The organism is Pseudaestuariivita atlantica, from assembly GCF_001205715.1.
GTDB classification, from domain to species: Bacteria; Pseudomonadota; Alphaproteobacteria; order Rhodobacterales; family Rhodobacteraceae; genus Pseudaestuariivita; species Pseudaestuariivita atlantica.
The window spans coordinates 1-21764 of the sequence record NZ_AQQZ01000024.1; the positions used below are offsets into that span (position 1 = coordinate 1).

Sequence of the window (21764 nt, forward strand, 5' to 3'; positions counted from 1 at the left end):
GAACCCGTTTCGGGACACCGACTGGATGGCGCAGCGCCGCATGGCGTTTCGTGATCTGACCGGCCAGTTCTACACCGACATCCTAGATGACGTGCAGGTGCTCATCGACCGGGGGCGGGGGGCCATCCGGCTCGCCACCGATGGCCACAGCATCCGCGTCTTCATGCGCCGGGCCTCGGACTATCTCATCGGCGGGACCTATGAGGTGCCCTCGGGCCTCGGCGGCACCTTCCGGGTCATCCTCAAGGATGCCTGCGACACCTTCGCGATCGTGCAGAACTGCGGCAATTGAGAGGATTTCGACGCCATGCAGCCCTACCGCGTGCCGCTCGATGCGCTGATGGAAATCGATGACCGGAGGGCGGCGTGATGGGTTGGCTCTTCTATACCGACGGCCGCGTCCAGACCTACGCGGATGAGAAAGCGGAGATTGCTCGGCTGTGCACCTTCGAGGGCGAAAGGCGCAAGACGGAACTGGTCAAAGCCTGCAAGGTGGGCTCCACCTGGTATGCGGCGGCAAGGGTCACCAATCTCGACGGCACCCAGGTCGAGGACACGACCTATGTGACCGATGCGGATGGGTCGATCACTTTTGGGGCTGTCTTCCTCACCCGATACGATGACGGCTGCTGGGGCTACAAGGACATGGAGGAAAGTGCGGGGCCGGTCGAATCCCGCGCGCCACTGAGCCTGTTGGCCCTGCTGTCCGAGCTGAAAGATCCGGACAGCTACGCTCATGCTTGGCGGCAGCGCTGTCAGAACTGGGCCGCGATTCCCGACTACGCCGAAGGCGACAAGATCAGGCTCGCAGCGCCTGTGATGCTCTCCGATGGCAGCACCTGCCAGATCGTCACAGCGACGCACTACAGGCGCGGGCGGCAAAAGCGCCGCTGTTATCGCATCGAGGAAACCGGCGCGCTCGTGCGCCTGTCGAAGGCCTCGCTTGCGGGCTCGGAGCTGCTCAGTTCCGCGAAAGGTGCGGCTAGCCCGGTGCTGGCGGAGTTCCTGGCGGGGCGAAATTAGGTCCTGCGCCGGACGGGTCATCGACCTGCCCGGCGACAGCAGATCCTGCGGCTTATCTTGACATGGCAATGCAAATGCATTACCTAGCGCAAGCAGCAAAGACCCCCATTCTTTCAGGAGACTGCCATGACAGCCCTCGCACAAGATGTCTCGAAGCTCACGGATCGGTATCAGACGACCGTGCCGGCGGGTGTGCGCAAGCAGCTCAAGCTGGGCAAGGGCGACCAGATTCGTTACTGCACCGAGCCGAGTGGCAGGGTCTATATCGAGCCCGTGCGCAGCGACGAGGAAGATCCCGTGCTAGGAGCCTTTCTCGATTTTGTCGAGGCCGATATCAAGGCGCATCCGGACCGCATTCGGGCGTTCGATGGGGCTTTGCATGACCGTCTTGCAGCACTGGTCGGAGACGTTGACGTCGATCTCGATGCGCCGCTATCGCTCGAGGATGAATGAGCGGCGATAGCGTGCCCGCCCAAGCGCCCCTTGTCGTAAACGGATGGTCGATTTATGCGCATCCGCTCTTTCTGGATCAGCTCGAAGGGCTGATTGAAGAGGTCGAGGCGCGTAAGGCACGCGATCCTAAGACCTGGCGCAAGAAAAACCCGACGAAACGGCTGGCCGCCATCTTCAAGCTGGTCACCGAGGCCATACCGGTAGATCCGGGTGCCGCCGCCTTTCGGCAAGGCGGCACACTCGGCGATCACCGCAAGCACTGGTTCCGTGCGAAATTCTTCCAGCAGTATCGGCTGTTCTATCGGTTCAACAGCGATGCGAAGGTCATCGTGGTGGCATGGGTGAACGACGACAAGACCCTGCGCGCCTATGGCAGCAAGACGGATGCCTATGCGACGTTCAAAGGGATGCTGGAAGATGGCAACCCACCTGACAATTTCGACGCGCTCTTGAAAGAAGCAGCGGCGGCGAACAAGCGGTTCGAGACGTCCCTTGAAGCGGCGCCCGATCGGTAAGTGGGGTCGAATGCCCGAGGGGCGGAATCCCACGCTAAGGCTGCCAGTGAGTGGGCATTATGCGTTTCAATCGCCGTCATACTTGGGCCAAGTGAAATAGGCGACATTGGTGTGTCATATGGCTGGTACGATGAAATTCTCAGAAGTCCCTCCCTATCCGTACACCTGCCGTTCGCTGCATCGTGTGCGAACTGGTAAGATGCGGGACAAAGCGCCCTTTCGCTGCGGCTGCGCATGTGGCTGCTTTGGCCCGTTTTGCGAACTTTCGTTGGCTTTGCACACAAACTGCACACCTCCAGCAGCTACGCGGTTGATACAGATCAACAACGTGTCTGATCGCGCACAAAGACGACTGAAATAATGGTAGAGAAGCAGCAAAACCCACTCCTTCAACGAATACAAGGCTCTCAAACCGAGACCCAACCTCAACTGGACCTTTGTGGCGAAAGCGGCGAATTCCGGGGGCGTGCCCATACTTCCGGTTTGCCCCCGGCCATTTCTAGATCGGGATTGTGCCATGGGACGGTCTTATGGTCACGGCGGCGCAAGCCTATTTATGCCCGCCGGATATTCGAAGGCTTTCGGAAAGGCAGGTTAGATGTAGGTTCAAGACTCGTTTGAAACCGAGCCACCTTGCGCAGCGTCTGCAAAAAATTGGCGGACTTGCGCCTGATTTAAGACAAAGGCGGCCAATGACGTAGGCCCAGATCAAAAGAAGGATTGCTTGGAAATAACGTCATCAATCTGCCCCGAAAAGATCACGGGTGAACACGCGGTCGCTGATATCTGCAATCTCATCTGTCAGGCGGTTGGCGACGATCAGGTCGGCTTCCGACTTAAAGGCCCCAAGGTCTTGCACAACGCGTGAGCGGAAGAATTCCGGTGTCGCCAAGGTAGGTTCATGGACGATCACGTCGACGCCTTTCGCCTTAAGCCGTTTCATGATCCCCTGAATCGAGCTTTGTCGGAAATTGTCGCTGCCTGCTTTCATCACAAGCCGGTAAATGCCGACGACTTTTGGCCGTTCCATCAGGATCTGATCGGCGAGGAAATCCTTGCGGGTCCGGTTGGCGTCAACAATGGCGCGGATCAGGTTCTGCGGGACGGTATCGTAGTTTGACAGCAGTTGCTTGGTGTCTTTGGGCAGACAGTAGCCGCCATAGCCAAAAGAGGGGTTATTGTAATGATCCCCGATGCGCGGATCCAGGCAGACACCGTCGATAATCTGGCGCGTATCCATGCCGCCAGCCATCGCGTAGCTGTCTAATTCGTTGAAATAGGCCACGCGCATTGCAAGGTAGGTATTGGCGAACAGCTTGATTGCTTCGGCCTCATTTGGATCCGTGAACAGGATCGGAATGGCCTGAGCCTTTGCGCCATCGCGCAGCAGTTCTGCGACCAAGCGCCCCCTTGGGCCGCGATCGCCTACGATGATCCTGCTGGGGTGAAAATTGTCATGCAAGGCGCGCCCTTCGCGCAGAAATTCGGGGCTGAACAGAATGCGGTCCGTGCCCAGTTTTTCCCGCATATGTTTGACGAAACCGACCGGGATCGTGGACTTGATGACAATCGTTGCATGATCGTTCACCGACATGACGTGCGCGATCACCTCTTCGACCGTTGAGGTGTCAAAGACATTGCTGTTCGTGTCATAGTTGGTAGGGGTCGCAACAAGGACGAGGTCGGCGCTTTGGTAAGCGGCTGTTGCATCGGTGGTCGCCGTCAGGTGCAAGTCCGGGCGCGGCAACATTTCCTCCAGCTGTGCATCTACAATCGGGCTTTGGCGGTTGGCCACCATGTCCACACGCTCTTGCTCAACGTCAACGGCCGTGACGCTATGGCTTTGCGCCAGCAAGACAGCATTGGCCAGCCCGACGTAGCCAAGACCTGCGACAGCTATATTCATCGTTGCAGTCATTTGACCGTCCATTTCAAACCTCTTCGCAGTTGGGTGAAACCGGTATGTGCGATGGCGTGAACGCGATGCACGATCCCGTGCGCGGCCGGTAGTCGCGGCTTTTGCAGGCCGCATCGAACGACAAACCGTTCATCCGCCCCCAAAGCAGGCGGTTGATCCAGAAATGCCCCACCACGGCACCGGCCTCTTCTCGGCGGGCCACCAAAAGCCGCGCGACCTCGCCAGCGCGGTTCCAAACATCCCGCAAGGCTTCACCGCCCGGTATAGGGGTCTCGGCGTGGGTTTTGCGCAAGTTCAGCCCAAGGGTGGATTTGTCACGCCCTTCGTAGTCACCAAAATCAATCTCCATCAGCGCAGCCGTCGCGACCGGTGTCAGGCCATGCCGACAGGCGAGCGGCGCTGCAGTTTCAACCGCGCGCGACAGGGGGCTTGTCAGGATGAACGACACGGGCTGCGTAGACAGCTTGTCGGCAATCTCGTGGGCCTGCGCCCGCCCGTGATCTGTAAGCGGAACGTCGCTGCGACCTGCGTAGGTGCGCCCACTGGTGATCGTTTCGCCGTGACGGATGAGGTAGACTGTCATGCCACCCTCGCGATCCGGTCGTAAAGCAAGGCGACACGGCCCGCAGTCGTGGCCCAATTGAACCGGTCCGACTGGCGCAGCCCCCGCCGCACCATGTCAGCGCGACGTGCCGGATCCCCAAGCAACGCGCCCATTGCCATGGCCAGCGCATCGGGATCCTCTGGCGCAATGAGCTGCCCCGCCTCGCCCACAACATCAGGCATGCCACCGACAGCGCTGGCGATAACTGGAACCTCAGCCGCCATCGCCTCGGCGAGCATCAGCCCGAACCCCTCCCAGCGAGAGGGGGCCGCCAAGAGATCAAGCGCGGCCAGCATATCGGCCATGTCATCCCGATGACCGGCAAAGTGGATGTGACCGGTAAGACCAGCTTCGCAGATGCGCGCCATCATGCGCGCCAAGAGAGCTTGATCTTCTGTGTCGCCGATCACAACGAAATGCGCGCCGGGCCTTTGCCGTGTCGCGGCGATGGCGGCTTCGACAAAGGTGTCGATCCCCTTTTGACGACAGACCCGCCCGACCAGTCCCACAAGGCAGGCATCCATTGGCACCCGCAAGGCGGCGCGCCCCCTGTCACGGTTGCCACCGATCACCCGTGATCGATCAATTCCATTTTCGGCCAGTTCGCAAACCATCCCGACGCTGTCCGCCAAATGGTCCGCAACGGAGGCTGACACAGCGATACCCGCATCGGTCACTGCGGCCAGCCGGCGTTCAACACACAAGGCCTCAGCGTCCCATTTGTCGCTGTAATCATTGTGATAATGGGCGACGATCTTCAAACCGGCAGGCCGCAGAACAGCGCCTGCCATACGACCATATAGATTGGGACGGAAGGAATGGGTGTGCAGAATGTTGATCTTGTGATGATCGAGAAATGCAATCAGATCCATCATCGCAGAGGCCTTGCTGCCGCTTGTGGCAGCGCGACGCGGGATATCGAGATCGGCCATCAGATCGGGACCATCCGATGCTTTCATGTAAAAAACATGTGGCGCGATCCGGCCGCGATCCGCATGTCGCACCAATGCGTCAACCACGCGCGGCACCCCACCGCGACCGGGGGAATTGAGGACATGGGCGACACGAAGCATCAGCGGACACGCTCAAGCATGGCCATGATCGACACCGCCATGTCCGGGGCCGGGCGTTGTGCATAGTACTTGGCCAGTCGTACCGCAACGACGCCAAGGCACCAGTCGAAATCCGGGCCGGCCTCTGCGCGCACCATTGCGCTGGCGCGTTCGACGCGTTGGCGAGGCAACTGCCCTTCGAATTCCGCCTGCCACAACCGACCATAGAGCTGCGCCAGATCGTAATCTGCCAATCCCAACGACACACTTTCCGTGTCGATCAGGGTCACGCGCTCCGCATCCAGGAAGATATGCTCCAGCTTCATGTCGCCGTGGATTGGCCGCAGATCACTGTTTGGCAAAGCCGCTGTGAGCCGTGCGACGATATCCCCCGCAGCACCCGCGCAATCCGGGGCCGTCACAGCAACGAAATCCGCACTTTCTCGCGCCCGTAGCAGCAACCGGTCCGGCCCCATCAGACGTTCCGGCGTTATCGATGCCGTCCAAAAAGAACGCAACGCCGCGATGGATCGGTTTAGCACAGATAGGTCCGACGCCTGCACAAGTGTCTCGTCCAGCGGACGGCCCGGCGCGGTTTCATAGGCTATGGCGCTGATGTGATCATCGAGGCCAAGCGCTTTGGCGACAGACACATCCGAACAGGCAAGCGCCCTTTGCATGGCCCTGTTCGATGCGCAAAGCCGGACCGGATCATCGTCGTTGATCAGTTTCACAAAAGCCGCATCCTGATCCTTTAAGGGGCATCGAAATGTGCAGGACAACCCTGGCCGATACCGCAAAAGCTGCGGCGTTCCAGCGGCTTCAAAGCCGGTCAACTTCGGCATAGCCGCGTCAAATTTTTCGAGAAAATTCCTGATCTGGGGCATCCGATGATCGTGTGGAAAGGGCTCAAAAAGAACCTGCGTGCTCGCATCGAACCGCGCGGTCTTTTTGTTGCGCCGCGCAAGGCGCTTGCCCTTGTCGCCCTTGAAAAACCATAGAGTGCCTTCGTTGCGGGCCTCGCCGGTTCGGGCCGCGATGTGCAGGATTGCCCGCTTGCCCGCGCGATACCGCAAACGCAACAGATCAACCTCATCGGCGCCGGTGATAGTGCGCAGGCGGTCTTGGGTCAGATCGGCCAGACCGGGAAGATCGGCGTCTTCAATCCTCAGCATAACTGGCCTCAACGATCAGGCGGTCAAGCATTGTGTCCGGGGTAGAGGTGAAGGCATAGATCATCGCCAGCCGCAAAAGCGCCGCACGGCGCCAAAGGGCGATGCCCGGCTGGTGCAGGTGTGACCTCAGCGGGGCTTCGTCAACTCTGGCAAGAAACAGATGCGCCAGAAGGTTGCCTGCATCCAACGCGGGGTCTGACAGGCAAAGCGTGTCGAAATCCAAAAGGCCCGCGACGCCGTCAGCGACGAGGATCTGTTTTTCATGCAGGTCGCGGTGGCATGGACGCATAGCAGCGGTTGTCTGTTCCAGCGCGGCGCTGACACGCGCCACGGGGGCCGCGATCCTGGCTGCAAGTTCCGGACGCCAACGCTGGCACCGGTCCATCCAGTCCGACAGGATCCGCGCTTCATCCGCCCCTGAATGGACCGGCAAGTCGGCGGGATCCAATGCCTGAAGCGTCGCGATTGCCCGGGCCGTCGCTGCACTGTCAACGGTATCAAAATCCGGCGCCGCTCCGGGAAGGGCGCCGAATATGGATGCGCCGATCTCGGGTATGGCCCCCAAGGGGGCGGGAATGCGTAGATCAGAGGGCTCTGAAAGACGGTTCCAAAGCGCGCGGTGCCGCGCCAGACGATCCTGACCATCGGTGCTCTTGATTGCGCGAAGGCGAACATAAAAGGTCCCATCCAGAGACGTCATCCGCAGCACAGCGCGTTTGCCCAAGCGATGGGCCACCAGATCAACCGCGACGTCGCCCGGATCGCGCCCGAACACGGCCTGATACGTCCCCCGTGCAAAGGCCGCGTCGTAAAGCAAGCGCAGGCCCGGCAGGCGTTCGTCCAACCCTGGTCGCCGCAGGACAAGGCCCGCCGCTTCCACGCCGTGGATTGCGCGATCATCAAGACCGGGTTTTTGGCCGTTGCGGCTTTTGGACAGGCTCACGCGAATGCGGTCTGCATCGGCATGGGCGCTTTCCGGGCAATGCTCGGCGAAGAGGCTCTTGTGGGAGCCGTCGGACATCTCGGCTTGCAGGACGAGTTGCACGGGGCGTTTGCCGGGAAAATGAGTCCGCTCCAGTGTTATTGTCTGTGGATGCTGACCGAACATATGGCCCACCACATTGAAAACCTGCGGATTTTGCCATGCGTTCACAAAAGAGGGCTGGGGTTTGCTGAGAACACTCATGCGGAAAGGCTCCGCCCATCTGGGGGTGTTTCAACCAACTTGCAGTTCTCGACACAGTAGACATGGTCGGCGAGTGAAAGCGTCAGATCGTCATGGGCCACCAAAAGCGTAGTGCGCCCCGCAGCAGCCCGCCGCAGGCTGACCAGCAGGCTTTTGGCGGTGGCCGGATCCAGCCCGCTTAGCGGTTCATCAAGGATCAGAATGGGTGCATCCCGCAGAATAGCCCGCGCAATGGCGATGCGCTGGCGTTGACCACCCGATAGTGTTTCGCCCCGCTCACCCAGAATGGTGTCGTACCCGTCTGGTAGCGCACGAATAAAGTTATCCGCCTCGGCTGCTTTGGCTGCTGCGAAAATCTCTTCTTCCGTGGCATCAAGCCGCCCATAGGCAATATTGTCGCGCACGCTGGTCCCGAACAAAACGCTGTCCTGCAGGACGACCGCGATATTGCTTCGCAGAGAATCCAAAGTCAGATCGCGGACATCCCACCCATCGATGTGGATATGGCCCTCTTCAGGATCATAGAACCGCATCAACAGCCGTCCGACAGTTGATTTGCCCGCACCGCTGGGTCCGACCAGGGCCGTAACCTCGCCGGGGACAAGTTCAAGGTCGACCTTTTCCAGCACCTGCGCGCTGTCAGCGTAAGAAAAGCTGACATCTTCGAAAAGAACCCAGCCATAGGCCCGTTTGTCCAACTCCTTGGCTCCGGGGTGATCTGCGACCTCAGGTTCCAGGTCGAAGATTTCCAGCAGACGTTCGCCACTGGCGGTAGCCTTGGCGACGCGGGCAGTCATGGATGCCATTTTGCGGATCGGCTTATAAAGCGATGACAGATAGGCCGTGAACACCAGCAGATCACCGGGGCTGATTTCGCCTGCGCGGACCTGTGTGACACCAAACCAGACCACAACAGCCGTTCCCAGAGCGAGCAGAACTTGTGTCACCCGGTCCATGTTCGCGGCAAGTCGCGTGGTGACGACACCTGCCTCGGCAGAAGAGTTGTTCTGCTTGGCAAAGCGCTGCTCTTCGTAGGCCTCGCGGGCAAACCCCTTGACCACGTTGATCGAAGAGATGCCTTCGGTCATCACAACGGCGATTTTGCCTTCCTTGCGCCGCTGTTTGCGCGCGGCCCCTTTGATCCGCTTGCCGAAATAGCGCGTGATCAACCACAACGCGGGCAGGATCGCCAGGGCGACAAGGGTCAGGCGCCAATCCATCCAAAGCATGACCCCGATGGTCAGCAGGATCACCAAAATGCGCGCCGCAAAGAACACCACAGCGTCGATCAGCAGATCACGCATCATCCGCACGTCGCCCGTCAGACGTGCGATGATGTCACCGGATGAAGCGGTGTCATGAAACGAATGAGACAGACGATGCACGTGTCGGTACAGGTCCAGCCGGATTTGTGCGACGACCTTTTGCCCGACAGCAGCAATCATGTAGGCCTGCATAAACCCCATGGCGCCACCCAGTAGGGCGATGCCAAGGATCGCGGCCGCCATCGCCCCCAGCAAAAAGTCGCCATTCCCAAAAACGGACATCAGCCAACCGGTCACAGCGTCCGGGTTTTCCTGCGGGATCAGGATGCCGTCAAAGACGACCTTGATGGGCCAGGGGCGCATAATCTCGGCAAGTGCGACGCCGATCATGGCCAGAAAGCCCAACGTCAGTTTGCGGCGATGGTTCTTCAGGTGCGGGCCCATGCGGCGAAACAACCGCCGCAGGGCACCAACCTCGATCTTGCGGTCCCGGCTCATGCGGTGACCTCTTCGCGTTTGGCGATTTTCACCACCTCGGCGGCATTATCTGTCCAGTCATGGCGGGCACCCTCTGCGGCGGCCGCAGCAGACATTCGTGCCAGTCTTGCCGGATCACCGCTCAGGATATGCAAAGCATCGGCAAGCGCTGTTGCATCGCCGGGCGGGAGCAGCAGAGCAGCCTCTGACCCGGTCAGCAGTTCCGCCGTCTGGCCAATGTCGCTGGCCAAAACAGGGCGTCCCATCGCGAGGTATTCATACAACTTGAGCGGCGAGAAATAGTGATCCTCAGACGCGGGATAAGGCGCTGTGGCGACATCCATGCGCGCGATAGATCCCGGCAGGTCCGCGTGATTGACCCATCCTGCCATTGTCACCTTGTCCTGCAAACCCGCACCGGCCACAAAACCGTCAATCCAGCCACGTTTGGGACCGTCACCGCAAACCAAAAGATGGGCGCGAGGCTCGACGGCCTGAAACGCCTGAAAGGCCGACATCAGCGTATCAACACCGTGCCACATCTTGAGCGATCCAGTGAATCCGACGACGAAGGCATCATCAGGGATTGTGGGCAAGTCTGCGTCAAAGGTCGCGGCGTGGAAATGTTTTGTATCGACAGCGTTGCCGATGACATGCACCCGCGCCGGATCAGCGCCCGCATCGGTCAGGTACTTGGCCATCTGGCGCGAAACAGCGGCAAGGGCCGTGGACGAGCGCAGAACCTCGGCTTCGATTGCTCTGGCCTCGTCCTCGCGAACGAGCGACCGGAAAGCGGCCTGTTCGAGCACCAATGGCGCGTTGACCTCGGTCACCACTGGCACGCCCAGTTTACGCGCAGCCCGACAGCCGGCGGCAGACCATAGCGAATACCGCTCATAGATCATATCAAACGGCCAGTCGCGATAAAGCGCGCAAAGTCGCGCTTGGATCGCATCCGCCTGGGCCATGGCGGCCTGTTCTTTCTCGGCGCGGGTGGTGCCCGCAACCGCAGTCTTGACCTCCTCGACCTGCAGCGTTGCATCAAGGCTCTCACCGCGTTTTGCAGCAATGGCACGCACGTCATGGCCAAGCTTGCCAAATGCGCGCATCATTTCCTGAATGTGGATCGACGCGCCTTTTTCTCCAAAGACAGGAATGCCGCGATCGGCTGTGACATAGGCAATCCGCATTATGCCGCCTCGTGTGTTGCGCGCGCGGGGTCGCGGATCAGCCTGCGCAGACGGCTGGCGTTGACCTTTAGGTCGAATAAGTCCTCGGCCCGGCGTCGGCCTGCCTGACCCATCAGACGCGCCCGTTCCGGCAGAACCAAGATGTCTTCCAAAGCGTTTGCCAGCGACGTCGCATCCCCGGGGGCGCACAGGCGCCCGGTCAGACCGTCCCTGACGATCTCTGGCCCGCCCGAGACTGTTGTTGTGACGACTGGCAAGCTCCTTCCCATGGCTTCGAGCAGAACGGTCGGCAGCCCATCGCGGTCGCCACTTTCGGTTACAACACAGGGCAAAACCGCAGCCTGTGCCGTGCCCATCTTGTCAATCAACGCCTCTTGCGGCAGCGGGCCATCCATCGAAACAAGATCTTCAAGCCCCAAGGCCGCCCGCTGCGCGCGCAGTGTTTCTTCCATCGGGCCCGACCCGACGAGGGATAATGCAAAGGGGACGTTGCGGGCCTTTAGTTCGGCACAGGCATCCAGCAGCACGTCAAAGCCCTTCTTGGCCACGAGCCGCCCCACCGCGATCAAATGGCCCGGCTTTTGCAGCGCGGCCCCAACAGGCGTGAACGCGGCAAGGTCGATCCCGTTGTACAACCGTGTAACCCGCGCCTCTGGGCATAGGCCCGACAGGTGGCGGGCGTTGTAATCCGACACGGTCGCGACGAATGCCGCCTCGCGAAGCTTGGCGCGGCGCATTTCGGCGTCAGCCTCGGGCGTTACATAAGTGTGGTAGATATCCTTTGCGTGGGCCGTGAAGGAATAGGTGCCACCTATGGCCCGCGCGGCAAGACAGGCGACGGTGGTCGTATCGGACCCGAAGTGCGCGTGGAAATGGGTGATCCCCCGAGCCCGCGCATCGTCAGCAACCGCGCTTGCCTTACGCAAAAGGGCGCCGATTTCCTGGGGGGTCTTGCCCGAGAACAGTGCTTCGTCCCCCGATGCCGGGACGCCGTCGGGGCCTTTGCCATGGGCCTTCAGGATCACCACCTCGGCTTTGAGCTCCGCAAGACGGGCATGGCGCGGCTCGTCAGGTGGCGCAAGAAGCGAATAGACGTGCGTTTTCGAACCGGCAGCCTCATGGGCGAGAAGCTCGTTGAGGATGAAGGTCTCGCTGAAACGCGGAAAACGCTTGAGGATATAGGCGATCGGTGCGTCAGGCATGGGCACGCTCCATTTTCGTTTTGGTGGTGGGGGCGCACATCGACGCGATAATTTTGGCCGCGTTGCGCACGCCGTCTGTGTTTAGCCATGCCGCCTGCGGTACCGCCGGGGGCGCTATCAGCAGTTTGGCGATGCTATCCGGGCTCAGGTCTTCGCGGCGCAGATAATGGGCCAGTCCTGCCTGTTCGAGCGCCTCTGCGCGTAGACGTTGCTCTGCCGATGGGCCCAGCCGAGGCACCGTGACAATCGGGCAGCCGACGGCGAGTGCTTCGTTAATGGAATTGTAGCCGGTCATGGTGATCAGCAGGTCTGAACCGGACATGACAGACGGCAAATCAGTCACGGTTCTATGAACCTCTACGCCGTATTTCGCACCAAGCCGCATGGCCTCGTTTTGCAGTTCGAGGTCCATCAAGGGCCCGGTGATGACAGTCATCGTCGGGCGCTTGCGCTCTGGCACAAGGCCTATCGCGCCAATTGCCGCTGAAATCATCGGGAAAGCATCTCGCCCGCCCCCGCCAGACACAAGAACGCGTTCGGGCTTGTGGTTCTGGATCAATCGTCGGCGCGGCCGAACTGCAGTCACGACCCCGCAGGCGCTGACATTTCCCGGCTTCAGGCTAGCAAGGCCATAAGCGTCGGTGCTTGGGAAAAAGGTCTGATCACCATAGACCAAAACATGATCGTAGGCCTCGCTGATGAGCCTGTCGATGCCATGTTCCGACCACGACGCCCGTGTGCGATCCGGCTGGTCCAGAATGTCGCGCAGACCGAGCACAATGCGCCCACTTGAGCCTTTGCGCAATGTGGTAAGAACGGGAACCAATTCATCCATTGCGCCCGCCGGTTCGTGATCCACCAGAAAGACGTCGGGTTGGATCGAGGACATGACACCTTCTATGATCCGCATGCGCATGTCGCGGGTCGTTTGGGCATCGATGCGCAACGAACCGGCCTGATAGGTGCCGCGTCCCAGTTTGGACAAAGAGGGGAGCTTGACATAATCAATGCCAGGGTGCGGCTCGAACACCATGCCTGCGGGGCAACCGACAAGCATAAGAACGGATATCTCCGGCACCCTTTTGACCAATTCACGCGCGATGGCGGAATTTCGGCGCATATGACCCAGTCCGATCGTGTCATGGGAATACATGACCACCGAAGGTCCGCGCCGGCGGCCATCGCTGTCCGCTGTCAAATCAGCCTTTCGCAGCAGGGCTGAAACAAGTTCTACCAACCGGGACAAGGCAAAGGGTTTCGATAAGAAGGCCGCAACATTCAGGCCCTCTGCACGGGCGCGGTTGCGTACACTATCCTGTCCGGTCATCACAATGACGGGTGTGTGCAACAAGACCCGTGCAGCTTCGCCGAGCAATTCAAGCCCGTCCCCATCCCCGAGCGAGATATCTGCAATCACCAGATCATGTCCGCCTGACGAAAGGGACAAACGTGCCTCGCGCGCCGATCCCGCGTGGCTCACCGCAGCACCGGCGCGCCGCAAAGCGCGGGAAATATTGCGCGCAAGAAGCGCCTCGTCTTCGATCAGCAGGATGCGCATTGGAATGACCTCGTTTCGTACGGACCTATTGTGATCAGTCTTCCGGTTGATCGGCAGAGCCGGGGCGGCGGAAACTGGGGCAGGTAACCCTGTGAAAGCGGGTCAAATCCCCCAAACGCGGTTTCATTCGGCTGCAATCCGGGAGCGGGCGACATCAGCAAGGCAATCCGCGAAGTCCTCGTGCAAATCCGGCCGTTCAAGCGCAAAGGCAACGGTTGCACGAAGGTATCCGGCTTTGGACCCGCAATCGTAGCGCTGACCTGCAAACTGGTACCCGTGAACGCCAGTCCGACCGATTTCACCGGCAATTGCATCGGTCAACTGAATCTCTCCGCCAGCGCCGGGTTTGGCGCGAGACAGATGATCAAGAACCGACGGGTGGAGAATGTAGCGCCCTACGACGGCAAGGTTTGAAGGCGCGTCTTGCGGGTCGGGCTTTTCAACCATGCCATTGACCGCGCGAAGAGGGCCGGCACCCGCCACGGCATCCAGTATGCCATAGGACCCCACACTTTCGGGGCCGACCTCCATCGCGGCCAAAAGAGTTCCGCCGCATGTTGGATAGACCTCGACCATTTGCTGCAGGCAAGGTGTTGCACTTGCGATCACATCATCGGGCAGGATCACGGCAAAGGAATCGTTGCCAATCAGATCTCGTGCGCACCAGATGGCATGGCCAAGGCCCAGAGGCTCATCCTGATAAGCAAAGGTGACCGAATGGGCGGGCAAATGAGTGCGTTCCAGCTCGGCCAACAAGTCTGTCTTGTTCCCATTCTTCAGGCTCGCACTCAGACACGGAGCGGGGTCCAGGTAATCCTTGAGCGTGGTTCTGCCGCGGGCGGTTACAAAGATGAATTCCTCGATCCCGGCTGCCCGCGCCTCGTCGATCGCGTATTGGATAAGGGGACGGTCCACCAAGGGCAGTATCTCTTTGGGAATTGACTTGGTGGCTGGAAGGAAACGCGTCCCCAAGCCTGCCACCGGGAATACCGCTTTTGTTACGTTTGATCGTCTGGTCATGTGGGCAGCCTCGTCATTCGCAGTCGAAGGCCAGCTTGCCATACGCATCAATCCCGCAAGACGGACGTGTCGCCCAAAATTGGGGGACATACACGTAAACCTTTGGGGCATATGCCCCAATTTTGGGGATATAATCCTGAGTTGATTGTAGAATTCCAAGCTACAAGGGAACGTGGGCGACGAATAGGTGAACCATGAAGGCTAGAAACGTGCATACGCTATTATCACTGCGTGACTCGCCGCATTACATGAAGATGCTCGCAATCTTCATGGTTACGAGCTTCCTCGCAATCTTCACGACGACCGTCGTTCTGAGCCAGTATCTCGCGAATTACATGACAACCAACATGATGATGCGCGATGCTGTCGTGTCGATGGAATTTCTCAATTCGATTTTTCGGGTCGAGGAGGAGGACCTTCGATCTTTCACTATGGAACCTTTATCAGGAACAGAACTGGCCGATGATCCCGAGACAGGAGAGTTCTTTATTCATGTCTCGCGCCTGCCGGATGTGTTCCGCGCCAATGTCTACGCCGCCAATGGCGAAATCCTATGGTCAAGCGATCCGGAGTTGATCGGGCAGACCTTCGAAGACAACGACGAGTTGGAAACCGCCCTGCGGGGTGAACTGCATCCCGAAATTGTGGTCGTCGACCGCGGTGAGAAAGATGAGCATGTCGGGCTGCCGGAAGACGCCAAAGAGTTCATCGAGTTTTACATTCCGATTTGGGACGATACTGCGGAAACAATCATTGGCGCAGTAGAGGTCTACAAAACCCCGGAAAGTCTGCTTGCCACGATACACCGGGTTGTGACGCTTGCCTGGTTGGGCGCGCTTCTCTCCGGTGCGGTTCTTTTCGCAGCGCTTCTGTCCGTCGTTTACTACGCGGCCCGCATTCTGAAGAGGCAGGAACAACGCCTGATTGAGACGGAAAGGTTGGCCGTCGTTGGCGAGATGGCTTCGGCCGTGGCCCACGGGCTGCGCAACCCGCTTGCTGCGATCCGCTCTTGCGCTGAACTGGCCGCCGATGATGATATTCCAACCGAAACGCGCAACACCGTAGTGGAAATCACTGATCAGGTCGATCGGCTAGAGGCCTGGATACGGTCCTTTTTGACCCGAACACGGGAGGCGCCTGAACTGGCCTCTGATACTGCGCATGTGGACATGATCATCCAAGATTGCATTCGGGGCTTTTCGGCTCAATTGGCGAAACGTGGAATCCGTGTCGAGGTCCAGCAAAGCTCTGGAAGCTCCGTTGTTGCTGCTGCGTCCTCAGAGGTCGAGCAGGTTTTGAACACGATCCTGTCCAACGCAATCGAAGCTATGAAGAGCGGTGGCCTCCTGACCATTAGATGGCACTCCGCACCGGGCGGGCGTATTGCAATCGAGGTTGAGGATACCGGGCCTGGCCTGTCGCCCGACCAAATGGACCAACTTTTCGTTCCATTCCAAACCAGCAAATCCTCGGGTCTGGGTGTCGGCCTTGCACTTGGCCGCCGTATTGCCGAACGTCTGGGGGGCACGCTCGACCTCAAGAACCGTGCGGAAAGTGGGGTTGCTGTGACACTGACCCTTCCCGCGAAAGCTTAAGTACATGCGTGATATCCTTGTTATTGAAGATGAAGTCGTCCTTGCCCGTTCGATCGTGAGTTTTCTCGAACGGCGCGGGTTTTCGTCCCGCTTCGCCGTTGATGCGCCATCAGCAAAAGCACAGTTCAGCGAAACAACGCCGCGCTTGGCGATCCTTGACTACAAGTTGAACGAGGATGACGGCATCGACCTGTTGCGCTGGATCGGTCAGAAGCACCCATCGACTCAGGTCGTTATGATGACCGGCCACGGAGACGTCGACGTTGCCGTCCGAGCCATGAAAGCCGGTGCGCGGGATTTTCTGGTCAAGCCAACGCCCATGGCGTCCATCGCGGCCATTGCAAATGAATTGATGTTGGACGAGATGCAAGGCGGGCTCGACAGGATCGGCGTGGATCGTATTATTGGACGGTCCGCGGTGGCCAATAGCTTGCGTTCCACCATCCGGACACTTGGCAAACCGGCAACGAGGCGCCCGGGCATCCTCATCATGGGCCCCGAAGGCAGCGGCAAGTCCCTGACCGCGCGCGCCTTGCATGAGATGGCTGCCCCCGAAGCGAAACTCAGCTCTCTGGATTGCACCTTGGCTGATGTTGCTGATCTTGAAGCTCATTATGCTGAGGCGCAGGGGGGAACCCTGTTGTTGCGACATATCTCTGATCTGACGCCTCAGGGACAAGCCCGCTTGCTACAAATTCTCCAGAAGGACGCAAACCCACCAGCGATCATCGCCACCTCGATCAAGCATCTTTTGCCCGGACAGGGCTTCTTGCCGGACTTATTGTATCGCATCCAGGTCGGCTGGGTCGATCTGCCGCCCCTGTCGGATCGCGCGGCTGATGTCCTGCCCATTGCCGATTATTTCGCCCGTTTGAAGGCACGCGAGGCCGGTCTGACCCGTCCAAGGTTCACCGCAGCAGCGCGGGCCAAGCTGCTGGAACACGACTGGCCCGGCAATATCGCCGAACTGCGCAACTGCATCGACCGCGCCATGTTGTCACAACAAGATGGTCGGATCGACGCCGCAGATGTCCGCGCCATCGCCGCCACTGAAACCCGTGATATCCCAACGTTGATGGAGTTGGAAAAGAGCGCGATTTCCAAGGCCCTCGCACGCACAAATGGCAATGTCTCGCGGTCGGCCGAGTTGCTTGGTATCACACGTGATACGCTGCGTTACCGCATGGAAAAGCTGGAGCTTTCCCGCAAATAAATGAGGATCGGACCTTCGAAGTCCGGCCGCCCCGCTTCGCGGAGTTTCAGGTGCCTGCGCAATAGGGCAAGATGCAGGCAACGCTTGAAAACATGGGTGTCAGCCGTCTGGCCGAGGCTTGCCCACGCGTCGCAGACTTGGCCCGCCCAGTCCGCGATACCATGAACCGGGTCGGTCGTCGCAAGGTGCGCTGCAAAATTGGCAAGGTCTGCCTCAGGCGGTCCTATCGCCAGATCATCCAGATCCACCATCCAGACCGCCCCGTCAGGCGCGACAATGAACTGCCCTACATGCAAGTCCCCGTGCAACACCGCACGACCCTGAGGCACTGGACCAGCCGCGATCCGGCGCAAGGCAGGTTCGTCCGTGAAGCCAAGCCGCGGGCGGATGCGAAGCAACGGATCATAGGGCGCGAGGTCAGGCACGCTGGCCTGATGCAAGGTGGCGACTGTTTGCAGCAGAGGGCGTAGGTCGCGGCGGATCAAATCGCGTCCCGTGCGCCCCTCAATCATTTCGAAATCCAATGCCGACGGTGCCGGACCGTGCCTTGCGGCGGGCGTTTGAACCGACTGTTTGCGCAAGACTTTCGTCCGGCGCAAAGCCTCCTCCGCTTGGGCAGCACCTGCGTAGCGTTTCAGGAAACCGGGCACAGCATATCCAGCAGGATTTCGGCGGCTCGTTCTGCGCCATCTGGCCCCAAATCCGCCGGAGACCGCCTGCGCGGATTGTCCACCTGATCGGCAAGCCAAGTCGCCGCCGCGTCAAGCCGGTTGGGCAGTAGTCCAAACCCCAGACGGGGACCCCAAAGCTCCGCCCGCGCCGCTTGATCATCAAGGCTACGCGGGATGGGCACGATCAGCGCGGGCGTGTCCGTACTCGCCAATTCCAACACCGAGTTATACCCTGCCGTCGAAATGACCACATCCGCCCTGCGAAAAACGGTGTTCAGGTCCGCGCCGGGGTCAAAGACCTCATCGGCCTCCGCCAGTGTTTCGCCTTGTGACCGGGGACCCAAGGCCTGACGGATATGAAATCCATGGTCGCTGCGCGCCTTTGCCTGTCTCAAAAGGGCGTTCAACAGCGGATACAATTCCGCCCGCGTCTCCGGCGTCCCGCCGCCACCCGTAGCAAGCACAATGCCTGCGTTCGCCTCGCGCGGGCCTCGCACGCCGGTCCGCCGGGTAATCCAACCCGCCGCCTCGAGACGACGGGCAAAATCGGATGCAAGGGGCGGTAGCCAATGCGCAACTGTGTTCGGCACGATCACACAGTCCCACGCGCGGCCATCATCTCGCCGGAACTTCTTCAACCGGTCTGATGGAGTCTCGCGCAGGATCAATACGGATTGCCCTCGAAAGACACCAATGCCCGGCAGGGTCATCGTATCCGCCACGGCCACTGTCGCCTGCGTCTTCGCAAGAACCGAGCTCATTTCAGACTTATCGCACACGATGATCTGGGAAAAGCACGCAAATTCCGCCGGCTGAAGCGCAGCCGGTTCAGCGTTGGTCATCAGGCTCAACCGCGCGCTTGGGTCGCGCCGCGCAACCTGCGCCGCGACATTGGCGATGCGCCGCAAATGCCCCAGACCAGACTTCGAGGTTCCCATAAAGGCGATGTGTTTGGTTTTGGGCACGAACCACTCCAGATTTCTGCCAACCTAAGCCGCCATACCGCGCAAAAGTTCGCAAGTCATATGACACCGGAAATCTGCGTGATTTGCCCCAATGTTCAGGAGATTTGGGGCCTGCATGAACGGTTTCCTCCACCCAGATCGGCTGCTGTTAAGCGCACGTGGTCGCAATTTTGCATGCTACTCAAGGGCGCCCTTCCACTCATGTCGAACCATACTCTACCGATCCAAAAGGCGTCGCTGAGCGATGCACTTTCAACTAATCGAGACTCGACGGACGAACATCCTGACCGGAAGTGGGTGATGTCTATAAGTGTTTTCATAGGCCTCAAATGTCCGAAATGAATCTTGATCGTTTTTCTATTTGCCACCCAGGCGACTGGTTCCTTCCGCGCTATATCCGGCCATTTGTGCAAGTTGCAGCATCGGTCTTTTTGGGCTCGTTTGAGACCTTCGCGGCATCCCGCCCCAACGTCGGCAATGGTGTGAAGGGGCGTCTGTGCGCAGATGTTTTGGTCATCCCCATAATGTAGAGATCTCAAGAGTCTTATCGTCCGGGAAGTTTTGCTGTAACGTTCGATCATCGCGTGAACGGGGAATCCGAGTTGAAACAGCCTTCAGACCGCAAACAGGCTTGCGACAAAGTCAATCTGTCCAAGGTCCATTCTCCCTACCGCCGATCTCGGGTCGCTCTGAGCGTTGCAGCTATGCCGAGAGACCTAGGCGAGCTTCTGGATAGGCGCCTCGAGGACCATCGCCGTGACCGGTGAGATGACGTCCCATGATGCCTGGTTTCGGTCCAAGGTGAAGGAGGCACTGAATGACCAGCAGGCCGCGACACCGCATTCCAACGTGATGAACCTTGTGCAGGCGGTGATTGATGAGAAGCGCCGCCAACAGTCTTGAACAGTGCGTTCTGTTCTTACCTGGTACCTTCGTGCGTTTCGGGGTGTTTTGGTGGGTTGCCGCCGCTTCTTCTGTCAAAAAATTGTTTGCCGATCGGCTGCGTGACTTAGCCTTTGATTCCGACAAGGGCGGGTCGCGCTCGTGATCTGAAATTCTGCACTCACTCTCGTTGCCCAACCTCCGTCATAGCTTTCGGCGGAAACCCCAAAAAGTGTAGAGCGGGCTTTTTGTCCTTTGGAACTCAGACCCTGATCCAAAGGAAAATCTCATGACCAAGCCCAAACCGGCGAACCCGACTTTTTCAATCTCCGACGCTGCTCTCATCTCTGCCCTCGCGCAGATCGGCACGGAGATCGACCACCGACCCCTGCGTAGCTCAGCGCTCGCGCGCATCATGCGCGAGACGTTTCATGGCAGCGATGCTGGCGGCGTCTGGGAGTGGCGCATGGCCTACGACCTGATGCAAGCCGCTGCCGTCCAAATGCTGCTGCGTGGGGACGGCGCGGCAGGCGACATCGCCGCTGCAAGGCTGCTTGCCTCGCGGCTCCTGACGGAAACGCGCCGGTCGGAACAGCAGATCCGGCTGCAGCAGTTTTCGACGCCACTGCCATTTGCGGCGCTGGTCATGCGGGCGGCTGCGGTCCGCAAGGGCGAGACCGTGCTCGAACCATCCGCGGGAACTGGCGCCCTGGCCGCTTTCGCCGCCCGGGCCGGTGCCACGCTTCTGCTCAACGAGATCGACCCCTTTCGCCAGAGCCTATTGTGCGCTGTCTTCGGTGGCGAGGTGACGAGCCATGACGGCGAGCATATCGACGATCTGCTGCAGACGCCGGTTCTACCCGACATCGTGGTGATGAACCCGCCTTTCGCCTCCTCGGTCGATCGCTCCCGCGACAAGCACATCGCCGCCAAACATCTCATTGCGGCTGCAAAGCGTCTGGCACCCGGCGGGCGGCTGGTGGCGATCATGCCGCCGGGATTCACGCCCGAACGCGATGCCGCGCATTGGTCCCGCGCCTGCGGCCTCCTGACGCCGCGACTGGCGTTGACGATGCCGGGACAGGTTTACCGCAAGCTCGGCACCTCTGTGGAGACCCAGCTGATGGTCTTCGACAAGGTGCAGGAGGACGGCGAGATGATCCGCGCCAGCGTCAGGGACTTGGATGAAGCCCTTCCTTTTGTCGACGCCGTGGCCGCAAACCGGTCTGAGACGCGCCCCGCACAACAGGCGGCGAAAAACCCTCATGCGCGATCGGTCGGTCCAGTACCTGTCACGCGCAAGCGCCCAGTTGCCAGAGTTGCGGCGTCCAACGCTCAGACCAACGCCGCCATACCGCTCACTTTCACAAGCCTTGAGGCTCCGCGCGACAACACGCCCGTCTCGGACATCTATGCGCGCTACCGTCCGCAGCGGATCGAGATCCCGGGTGCGCAGGAACATCCAACGCCGCTTGTCGAAAGTATCGCCATGGCCTCTGTCGCGCCGCCCATGCCCTCTGGCGCGGCCGGTTCAGAATTGCGCCTGCCTGCCAGGCTGATCGAGGAGGGACATCTCTCCGAGGCGCAGCTCGAGACGATCATCATGGCGCATGATGCCCATGGGCGTGACCTGCCGGGGCGGTTCACCATCGACGACGACCAGACCAAGCTCACCCGGGCCGATGATGACCCGGACGCCAATGCTTATCGCCTCGGCTACTTCCTCGGTGACGGTACCGGCTGCGGCAAGGTGAACCGCCCCGGGTTTACCGGAGAGTAAAACACTCAAAGGATGAGCCC

Annotated in this window: 18 protein-coding genes and 2 pseudogenes; 8 read left to right on the top strand and 12 right to left on the bottom strand. The window is 59.8% G+C overall.

Annotated features, from left to right (window positions below):
• The 4 genes and pseudogenes from ATO11_RS20195 to ATO11_RS20210 all read left to right on the top strand — a co-directional run.
• Nucleotides 1-370 (top strand): annotated as a pseudogene (locus tag ATO11_RS20195) (regulator); the annotation flags it as partial.
• Complete coding sequence (locus ATO11_RS20200; protein ID WP_050532721.1) at nucleotides 370-1023, top strand: DUF6927 domain-containing protein; 654 nt, start codon at nucleotides 370-372, stop codon at nucleotides 1021-1023. The pseudogene ATO11_RS20195 and the gene ATO11_RS20200, both read left to right, overlap by 1 nt.
• A gap of 126 nt (nucleotides 1024-1149) precedes the next feature.
• Nucleotides 1150-1476 (top strand): type II toxin-antitoxin system PrlF family antitoxin, encoded by a 327-nt coding sequence (locus ATO11_RS20205; RefSeq protein ID WP_005668772.1) that lies wholly within the window; start codon nucleotides 1150-1152, stop codon nucleotides 1474-1476.
• A complete protein-coding gene (locus ATO11_RS20210) occupies nucleotides 1473-1991 on the top strand; it encodes a type II toxin-antitoxin system YhaV family toxin (protein WP_012187354.1) in 519 nt (172 codons plus the stop codon). The genes ATO11_RS20205 and ATO11_RS20210 overlap by 4 nt, the downstream gene beginning before the upstream one ends.
• A 739-nt stretch (nucleotides 1992-2730) precedes the next feature.
• Here ATO11_RS20210 and ATO11_RS20215 read toward each other — a convergent pair.
• The 10 genes from ATO11_RS20215 to ATO11_RS20260 form a co-directional block, all read right to left on the bottom strand.
• A complete protein-coding gene (locus ATO11_RS20215) occupies nucleotides 2731-3897 on the bottom strand; it encodes a nucleotide sugar dehydrogenase (RefSeq protein ID WP_050532734.1) in 1167 nt (388 codons plus the stop codon).
• Nucleotides 3898-3922: 25 nt separating this feature from the next.
• Nucleotides 3923-4492 (bottom strand): histidine phosphatase family protein, encoded by a 570-nt coding sequence (locus ATO11_RS20220; RefSeq protein WP_050532722.1) that lies wholly within the window; start codon nucleotides 4490-4492, stop codon nucleotides 3923-3925.
• The gene (locus ATO11_RS20225) at nucleotides 4489-5586 is read right to left on the bottom strand and encodes a glycosyltransferase family 4 protein (protein WP_082176522.1); all 1098 of its coding nucleotides are present in this window, start codon (nucleotides 5584-5586) and stop codon (nucleotides 4489-4491) included. The genes ATO11_RS20220 and ATO11_RS20225 overlap by 4 nt, the downstream gene beginning before the upstream one ends.
• The gene (locus tag ATO11_RS20230; protein WP_050532724.1) at nucleotides 5586-6740 is read right to left on the bottom strand and encodes an aminoglycoside phosphotransferase family protein; all 1155 of its coding nucleotides are present in this window, start codon (nucleotides 6738-6740) and stop codon (nucleotides 5586-5588) included. The genes ATO11_RS20225 and ATO11_RS20230 overlap by 1 nt, the downstream gene beginning before the upstream one ends.
• A complete protein-coding gene (locus ATO11_RS20235; RefSeq protein WP_082176524.1) occupies nucleotides 6727-7926 on the bottom strand; it encodes an aminoglycoside phosphotransferase family protein in 1200 nt (399 codons plus the stop codon). Before ATO11_RS20235 ends, ATO11_RS20230 begins: the two co-directional genes overlap by 14 nt.
• Nucleotides 7923-9689, bottom strand: a complete 1767-nt coding sequence (locus ATO11_RS20240) for an ABC transporter ATP-binding protein (RefSeq protein WP_050532726.1) — start codon at nucleotides 9687-9689, stop codon at nucleotides 7923-7925. Before ATO11_RS20240 ends, ATO11_RS20235 begins: the two co-directional genes overlap by 4 nt.
• Nucleotides 9686-10858: a glycosyltransferase gene (locus tag ATO11_RS20245; RefSeq protein ID WP_050532727.1), complete on the bottom strand. Its 1173-nt coding sequence runs from the start codon at nucleotides 10856-10858 to the stop codon at nucleotides 9686-9688. Before ATO11_RS20245 ends, ATO11_RS20240 begins: the two co-directional genes overlap by 4 nt.
• Complete coding sequence (locus ATO11_RS20250) at nucleotides 10858-12060, bottom strand: glycosyltransferase (RefSeq protein ID WP_134643185.1); 1203 nt, start codon at nucleotides 12058-12060, stop codon at nucleotides 10858-10860. The genes ATO11_RS20245 and ATO11_RS20250 overlap by 1 nt, the downstream gene beginning before the upstream one ends.
• Entirely contained in the window at nucleotides 12053-13618 is a 1566-nt protein-coding gene (locus ATO11_RS20255) for a response regulator (protein WP_050532729.1), read from the bottom strand. Before ATO11_RS20255 ends, ATO11_RS20250 begins: the two co-directional genes overlap by 8 nt.
• Nucleotides 13619-13741: 123 nt before the next feature.
• Nucleotides 13742-14638, bottom strand: coding sequence for a UTP--glucose-1-phosphate uridylyltransferase (locus ATO11_RS20260; protein WP_050532735.1), 897 nt, complete (start codon nucleotides 14636-14638; stop codon nucleotides 13742-13744).
• Nucleotides 14639-14886: 248 nt separating this feature from the next.
• Here ATO11_RS20260 and ATO11_RS20265 point away from each other — a divergent pair, with 248 nt between their 5' ends.
• On the top strand, nucleotides 14887-16233 hold the full coding sequence (locus tag ATO11_RS20265; RefSeq protein ID WP_050532730.1) for a sensor histidine kinase: 1347 nt from the start codon (nucleotides 14887-14889) through the stop codon (nucleotides 16231-16233).
• A gap of 4 nt (nucleotides 16234-16237) precedes the next feature.
• On the top strand, nucleotides 16238-17446 hold the full coding sequence (locus tag ATO11_RS20270) for a sigma-54-dependent transcriptional regulator (protein ID WP_050532731.1): 1209 nt from the start codon (nucleotides 16238-16240) through the stop codon (nucleotides 17444-17446).
• Here ATO11_RS20270 and ATO11_RS21440 read toward each other — a convergent pair.
• Together ATO11_RS21440 and ATO11_RS20280 are read right to left on the bottom strand one after the other, a co-directional pair.
• The gene (locus ATO11_RS21440; protein ID WP_082176526.1) at nucleotides 17410-18195 is read right to left on the bottom strand and encodes an aminoglycoside phosphotransferase family protein; all 786 of its coding nucleotides are present in this window, start codon (nucleotides 18193-18195) and stop codon (nucleotides 17410-17412) included. The two genes, ATO11_RS20270 and ATO11_RS21440, sit on opposite strands and share 37 nt — an antisense overlap.
• Nucleotides 18081-19082, bottom strand: coding sequence for a glycosyltransferase (locus ATO11_RS20280; protein WP_134643186.1), 1002 nt, complete (start codon nucleotides 19080-19082; stop codon nucleotides 18081-18083). The genes ATO11_RS21440 and ATO11_RS20280 overlap by 115 nt, the downstream gene beginning before the upstream one ends.
• 756 nt (nucleotides 19083-19838) lie before the next feature.
• On the opposite strand from ATO11_RS20280, the gene ATO11_RS22235 reads away from it, so the two are divergent.
• Both ATO11_RS22235 and ATO11_RS20285 read left to right on the top strand, forming a co-directional pair.
• The gene (locus tag ATO11_RS22235; RefSeq protein WP_153218031.1) at nucleotides 19839-19985 is read left to right on the top strand and encodes an antitoxin PaaA2 family protein; all 147 of its coding nucleotides are present in this window, start codon (nucleotides 19839-19841) and stop codon (nucleotides 19983-19985) included.
• Between the two features lie 268 nt (nucleotides 19986-20253).
• Nucleotides 20254-21714 (top strand): annotated as a pseudogene (locus tag ATO11_RS20285) (strawberry notch-like NTP hydrolase domain-containing protein); the annotation flags it as partial.
• Nucleotides 21715-21764 lie beyond the last annotated feature (50 nt).